The sequence below is a fragment of the Wenyingzhuangia sp. genome, from assembly GCF_039768515.1.
Lineage (GTDB): Bacteria > Bacteroidota > Bacteroidia > Flavobacteriales > Flavobacteriaceae > Wenyingzhuangia.
In genome coordinates this window covers 1-3,112 of the sequence record NZ_JBDNAI010000011.1, presented here as the reverse complement: position 1 = coordinate 3,112, position 3,112 = coordinate 1, and the positions used below count along the sequence as shown (strand labels likewise).

The following is a 3,112-nucleotide window of genomic DNA, read 5'->3' as shown; positions in this document are numbered from 1 at the left end:
TCAAGCATTTTTTCAATTGGAATTGATGCGGCTTTTGCTAATTCCTTTTCTACTTCTATTTCGGGTAATTCGTGTTCTAGACACAAGAATAATTTTTTCATGGTATTCATTCTCATGTAAAAACATTCGCTACAAGCGCAAGTATTGTCTTCTTCAACTGGAGCGGGAATCAAGTGTTTTCCGGGAACTTGTTTGATCATCTCATGTAAAATACCAGCCTCTGTTGCGACAATAAATTTATTTTTTTTGGAGGCTCTTGCGTATTTTAACAAACCAGCAGTTGAACCAATATAACTTGCGGTTTTTAAAATATGGGAAGGAGATTCTGGATGTGCAATAATCTCAGCATCAGGGTGTTCTGCAGATATAGATAGTAGTTTTTCGATAGAAAAAGCTTCGTGGACCATGCAGGCTCCATCCCACAGCACCATATTTCTTCCTGTTTCTTTGTTTAAATAATCTCCCAGATTTTTGTCTGGAGCAAAAATTATTTTTTGATCTTGAGGGAAAGAGTTGATGACTTTTACCGCATTTGATGAAGTACAAACAATGTCACTCATCGTTTTTATTTCAGCAGAACAGTTGATATAGGTAACCACTTTGTGATCGGGGTGTTTTGCTTTAAAAGCTTTAAATTCTGCTGGAGGACAGGAATCGGCCAGAGAGCATCCAGCCTTTAGATCGGGTAATAATACTTTTTTTGTTGGGTTTAATATCTTGGCTGTTTCTGCCATGAAATGTACCCCACAAAACACAATGATATCAGCATCTGTTTTGGAAGCCTCTTGTGCTAATTGTAAACTGTCTCCTACAAAATCTGCAATATCTTGAATGGCTTCTTCCTGATAATAATGAGCTAAAATGACTGCATTTTTCTCTTTTTTTAGACGATTAATCTCAGAAACATAATCTGTGCTGTTTCTGGTGTCGATGTCTAAAAACCCTTTATTTTCTAGATTTTCTTTTGCTTTTGCTAAAGTGTCCATTACATTACTCTTTTGAGATACAAATTTACAAAAAAAGAGCCTATTAAGGCTCTTTTGATTTCATATAGGTTTTATTTAGATTGACCTTACCGCATACTTCCATCCGAATGTGTCTTCTGACTTACCTGTTTGTATATCAGTAATCTTCTTCTTGATCATATCAGAGTAGTAGTTTTGTAATACAGGAAGATCGTAGTCATTTCCTTTAAAATTAAAACTTACTATAGGATTGATCACAGCTGCAGTCCCGGCACCAAACATTTCTAGTAAGGTTCCACTTTTTGCTGCATCTTCAATTTCATATACAGATACGTCTCTAATTTCAACTTTAAGTCCTTCTTTTTCTGCTATAGCAATGACACTTTTTCGCGTAATACCATCTAAGATTCGATCAGATGTTGGCGCAGTAATCAGAGTATCTCCTATTCTAAAGAAAACATTCATTGTTCCTGCTTCTTCAAGGTTTTCGTGCGTGCTAGCATCGGTCCATACGACCTGTTGGTATCCAGCATCATTGGCTAATTTTGTTGGATAAAATTGTCCTGCATAGTTTCCTGCACACTTTGCAAATCCAACACCACCACTCGCGGATCGACTATATTTGTCAGCAAATAATACTTTTACTTCTCCACTGTAGTAAGACTGTGCCGGGGATAAAATGAACATAAACTTGTATTGCTTTGCCGGTGAAGCAGAAACACCAGGTTCTGTTGCAATTACAAATGGACGAATGTACATGGAGCTCCCCTCAGTGGTTTGGATCCACTCTTTATCAATGTTTAGCAATGTTTCTAACCCATCAAAAAACAATTCTTTGGGAAATTCTGGAATTGCCAAACGAACAGCAGACCTGTTTAGCCTAATCAAATTATCTTCGGGTCTAAATAACCAGACGGCACCATCAACAGATTTGTAGGCTTTCATTCCTTCAAAAATAGCTTGACCGTAATGGAATACTTTAGCAGATGGGTCTAGGGAAATGTTTCCATAAGGTCTAATCTGTGCGTTAGTCCATTTCCCATCAATGTAGTCACATTCAAACATGTGATCTGTAAAGTTTTCTCCAAACGATAAATTACTGAAATCTACATCTTTAATTTTAGTAGTCTCAGATTTGGTAATCGTGATGTTCTGGTTGTTAATTCCCATGATTTCGTTTGTAAAAGGTATATTTGTATAGAACAAAAGTAAATATAAAAATTGTAATGTATGCAATAAAAACACTTTTTAACAAAGTATATTAATCCCTATATTTGCAACTGTAATTTCATAAAATTGAAAAGAAAAATAGTCATTACTTCTGATGGGTCTACTACGATTCATTTACCTACTTGGAATGAGAGTTATCATTCCACACATGGTGCTATTCAAGAAGCTTTTCATGTGTTCATAGAAATGGGGTACAAATCAGTCGAAAAGGATTCGTTTTCAATCTTGGAAATTGGTTTTGGAACAGGCCTAAATGCTTTTATCACTTTGTTACAGACAGCTCAAGACATGCGTAATATCAATTATGTTGGTGTAGAGGCTTATCCTGTTAGAGAAGATGAATTGTTAGCGTTAAATTATGTGTCGGAATTAGAGACCAGAAACTTGTCTCACAAGTTTGAAGAAATGCATTTGACTCCTTGGAACAAACCACAAGCGGTTACTCCAAATTTTACTTTAACAAAGAGACAAATGTTTTTTCATAATATTACCGATGTCTCTGCTTATGATTTGATTTATTTTGATGCATTTGGCGCTAGGGTTCAACCTGAATTATGGACAGAAGAGATTTTTGACATCATGTTCAAAGCGATGAAACCGGGAGGTATATTAGTTACTTATGCAGCCAAAGGAAGTGTTAGAAGAGCGATGTTATCTGTAGGTTTTACAGTGGAGAGATTGCCTGGTCCACCAGGAAAAAGAGAAATGTTGAGAGGAACAAAAAAACATATTTAGATGACACAAATTATGAGATCAAAAAGGAAAAAACCCAATCGGTTAAGAGTTATTTTGTTGGTAGCAGTTTTGTTTTTTATTTTGTATTTATTGAAAAATGCAGATTCTCTAACCGCTCAATTTTTTGGAAAGTAATACTTTATTAGGGACTATCCCTCTCGGTCTTTATGTTTCTCCTAATG

3 protein-coding genes are annotated in these 3,112 nt (G+C 35.7%); 1 reads left to right on the top strand and 2 read right to left on the bottom strand.

What is annotated here, in order from left to right:
* Together nadA and ABF281_RS00705 are read right to left on the bottom strand one after the other, a co-directional pair.
* A partial coding sequence (nadA, locus tag ABF281_RS00710; RefSeq protein ID WP_347179783.1) for a quinolinate synthase NadA occupies positions 1–986 on the bottom strand: 986 nt, incomplete at its 3' end.
* A 75-nt stretch (positions 987–1,061) separates the two neighbouring features.
* Positions 1,062–2,135, bottom strand: a complete 1,074-nt coding sequence (locus ABF281_RS00705) for a branched-chain amino acid aminotransferase (RefSeq protein WP_347179782.1) — start codon at positions 2,133–2,135, stop codon at positions 1,062–1,064.
* A gap of 126 nt (positions 2,136–2,261) precedes the next feature.
* Here ABF281_RS00705 and mnmD point away from each other — a divergent pair, with 126 nt between their 5' ends.
* On the top strand, positions 2,262–2,930 hold the full coding sequence (mnmD, locus tag ABF281_RS00700; RefSeq protein ID WP_347179781.1) for a tRNA (5-methylaminomethyl-2-thiouridine)(34)-methyltransferase MnmD: 669 nt from the start codon (positions 2,262–2,264) through the stop codon (positions 2,928–2,930).
* The last annotated feature ends 182 nt before the right edge of the window (positions 2,931–3,112 follow it).